This is a genomic window from Hyalangium sp. (assembly GCF_035629615.1).
GTDB lineage: Bacteria > Myxococcota > Myxococcia > Myxococcales > Myxococcaceae > Hyalangium.
Map to the genome: position 1 here is coordinate 1 of NZ_DASPHO010000225.1, position 3,782 is coordinate 3,782.

General features: G+C 66.3%; 2 protein-coding genes and 2 pseudogenes. All 4 read left to right on the top strand.

Features of this window, described 5'->3' with window-relative positions:
* Positions 1-60: 60 nt before the first annotated feature.
* Positions 61-246, top strand: a pseudogene (locus VD972_RS45455) (response regulator); the annotation flags it as partial.
* A 227-nt stretch (positions 247-473) separates the two neighbouring features.
* Complete coding sequence (locus tag VD972_RS11395; protein ID WP_324985214.1) at positions 474-815, top strand: hypothetical protein; 342 nt, start codon at positions 474-476, stop codon at positions 813-815.
* 56 nt (positions 816-871) lie between these two features.
* Positions 872-2,266 (top strand): amidohydrolase family protein, encoded by a 1,395-nt coding sequence (locus VD972_RS11400; RefSeq protein WP_324985217.1) that lies wholly within the window; start codon positions 872-874, stop codon positions 2,264-2,266.
* Between the two features lie 440 nt (positions 2,267-2,706).
* A pseudogene (locus VD972_RS11405) lies at positions 2,707-3,782 on the top strand (hypothetical protein); the annotation flags it as partial.

Sequence of the window (3,782 nt, forward strand, 5' to 3'; positions counted from 1 at the left end):
TCAGCCGCCTTGGTGCAGGCCCTCAAGGCAGCTCTGGCAGCGCGCGGAGGCACCTTCACCGTGTCGTCCTGCGGCACGGCGGCACAGGCACACCGGCTACTCGCGGAGCTCCAGCCGGAGCTGTTGCTGCTGGATGTCCACCTGCCGGATGGAGACGCGTTCGATGTGCTGCGCACGGCGCGGACACTCCGACCCATGCCGGTCATCGTGGCCATGAGTGGACAGGCCTCGGCGGACGAGAGCTTTCGCCTCGGACAGTGGGGAGTCCGGGCCTACCTTCCCAAGCCGCTCCACCTGGCCAGCTTCAATGCCACCTTGGACTCGGCGCTCGCGCAGACGCTGGATCTCGAACCGCTCCTTCGGGCTTCGGTGGGTCACAAGGCCATCAAGGACGTGGAGCACTTCGTCCGTGAGACGATGGTGGATGAGGCCCTGGCCCAAGCCACTGGCAATCGCCGGCAGGCGGCCAGGCTGTGGACTACGCGAACACCCTGGGACGGTTCGCCACGACGGACTGGACGTCGTCGACGTCCTTCTGCACCCACTCCGACGCCACCACGAGGTTCACGGATGCCAACGGCGATGGCAGGGCGGATTGGATCTGCCATGACCCAGGACGCATCTGGGTGGACTACGCGGGCCCTGTCTCGCAGTTGTTCCAAGGCTTGAACTGGCACCGAGACATCCCGTTCTGTGCGGCGCCCGGCGATCAACTCGAACTCATGGACATGAACGGTGACAGCCGACAGGACTTCGTCTGCAAGGGACGCTCGGCACTGAACGTGCGCTACTCCCTCTTGGACGGCACATACTGAGCATCGTCCTGAGGGGATGCAGCGCGGCCCCCTCCCAATAGAGGTAGTGTCTCACTATGCATACTCTCTGCAGACTCGTCCCTCTGGCCCTCTTGGCGCTCACCACGGCGTGTGGACATGACCGGCTCGTCGCTTCCGTGCGCCCCACGGCCCAGCCCAAGGGCTACCTGTTCACCCACGTCAATGTCTTCGACGGCGAGCAGCCCCTGGGCCCACGCGACGTGCTCATTCGAAATGATCGCATCGAGGCGGTCGCACCGGCGGGGACGCTCACCGCACCGGACGTGATCCGCGTCGATGGCACAGGCAAGACGCTCCTCCCGGGCCTGGTCGATGCCCATGCGCACCTCGAGTCCCACGGCGAGGCGCTGTGGAACCTGGGCCTCCCCGACCTGAAGACCATCTCCGCGGCGTACCTGTACGCGGGCGTCACCAGCGCCATGGTCCTTCAAGGCGGCGATGATCAGTTCGAGGTGCAGCAGGATGCCGCGCGCGGAGAGTACCTCGCGCCCCGGATGTTGATCGCCGGACCGCGGCTCACCGCGCCGAACGGGTTCCCGATTTCCACCATCCGTGCACTCCTGCCATGGCCGGTGAGCAGGATCGCGACCCGCAACATCCGCACCGCAGACACCGTGGAGGAGGCCCGCGAAGTCGTCGACTCCATCGCGGAGGAGTTCTCCCCTCCCCTGTTCAAGCTGACGTCGGACGCGCTCCCGGCCGGAACACCCAAGCTCTCAGGGGAAGTCCTGGCCGCCGCCATCCAGCGCGTGAAGGAGCGAAAGATGCGAAGTGTCGCTCACATCGGTGCGCCGGAGGACGTGATGATCGCGGCCGAGGCCGGACTCGACCTGTTCGCTCATCCGCCCACGGGAGGACTGCTCACCGATGAGCAGATCGCCAGGCTCAAGGAGCTTCGCATCCCCTTCGTGACGACCCTCCGCTTCCTCACCGCCTCGCAGGACCTCGCCTCGGACGGCGGCACTGCGCTGGAGCGCAAGATGGTGCATCCCGAGACCCTCGCGCTCTTTGCCCAGCCCCCGAAGGACTTCGAGTTTCCCGGGGCGGGCAGCCGCGAGGAGTTCGAGTCCACCAGCGGGCGCTTGATCGACACCCTCCGGCAGAACGCGCGGCGACTGCACGAGGCAGGAGTGCCGCTGTTCATCGGGACCGACGGAGGCTCACCGGGTGTCATCCCAGGAGCGGGCATCCACCGCGAGCTGGCGCTGCTGGTCTCGCTGGGCGTCCCTCCGGCCGAAGCACTGCGGGCCGCCACCAGCGCGCCCGCTGACTTCATGGATCCGGCTCACACGTTCGGGAGGATCGCGCCAGGACAGCGCGCTGACCTGCTCCTGGTGCGAGGCGATCCGCTGACCCAGATCGAAGCGACCGCCGAGATCGACATGATCTTCAAGGACGGAATCGCTCTCGACCGCCAGCCTGCTCCCTGAAGTGCAGCCCTATCCAGAGCGCAGCTTCACGGTGGGATCGTGAGGATCACCCACGGACGCCAGCGAGCGCACCGCAGCACTCTCGGGAGGGGGACGGGAAGCCAGCCCCCCGCACTGAAGAATCACGTCAGGGACACGCTCGTAGGGGCCAGAAGCTGCTGAATTCTCAGCGGTTTCCGGCCCCGCTTCTTTGGGCGCACCGGCTCCGGAACTCCTGTGCATGAGGCCGTGAAACACGCATCAAGCTGTTTTTCTTACCTTCTGAGAGCAGGCGTCAACTTTGTTCACGATTTGAAACTTCTCGTCTTGCCGTGGTACCTGCTCTTGCGTCGGACGAGGGGGTTCGCCGTTTGTCTGCGAGCCCTCCCCCCCTCCGGATCCGCATCGAGCGCGTGTGGGTCATGCCTAATGACGCGCTCGCATGTCGGGGCGAGAAAAACATGAGACACAGTGGAAGGCGGCTGCCCGCAGCGGGGTTGCGTGCCATGGGCACGCGAGTGCTCGGGCTTGTCGGGATGCTGTCGATGCTGGCTTGCGAAGGATCGGGGAATGCTCCCGCGCCTCAGCCGCAGCAGCACGAGGGAGCTCGCACGGAGCTGACGGCCCACAAGGTCCAGCTCAGCGCGAAGGAGGCGCTCCAGCTCGAGAAGAGCGGCGCCAACGTTCAGGTCCTCAGCGACTACGGCACCTACAAGCTGCTGCAGGTCGATGACAAGGCGCTGGCCGCGCTGCCCGAAGGGGCCGAGCTCCGCGACGACTACAACGACATCCTCCTCAACGCGGGGACGATCGACACCGCCTCCCAGCACGGCCGCTCCTTGCGTGGCATGAAGCAGCAGGCCGGGGGCAAGCGCTTCCACCTGGTGCAGTTCTCCGGCCCCATCAAGCCCGAGTGGCACAAGGAGCTGGAGGCCACCGGCGTCCACATCGTGACGTACATCCCCAACAACGCCTACCTCGTGTACGGCGGCGAAGAGGTGCTCGCGCGCCTGCAGCAGCACGTCACCACCACCGCCGCCATCCAGTGGGCCGGCGACTACCTGGATGACTACAAGCTGCACCCCGCCATCCAGACGCTGGAGACGAGGACCTACGCGATCCAGATCCTCCAGGATGAGGAGACCAACGGCCCGACGCTGGACCTCATCCGCCAGCTCCAGTCGCGTGATGGCGTCATCCAGGAGGGCCTGGGCTACCTCAACGTGGTGGCGTACCTGAGCCGCCAGGATCTCTACCAGATCGCCACCCGGCCGGACGTGCTCTCCATCCAGCCGCGCCCCACGCGGCACAAGGTGGACGAGCGGCAGAACATGATCCTCGCGGGCCAGATCACCGGCAACCAGCCCACCGGGCCTGGCTACCTGGCGTGGCTGGCCTCCAAGGGCTTCACCCAGGCGCAGTTCACCGCGTCCGGCTTCGGCGTGGACGTGACGGACAGCGGCGTGGACAACGCCGTTCCCGCGGCCCCGAACCACTTCGGCCTCTATGTCGGCGGCAACATCTCCAACGCGAGCCG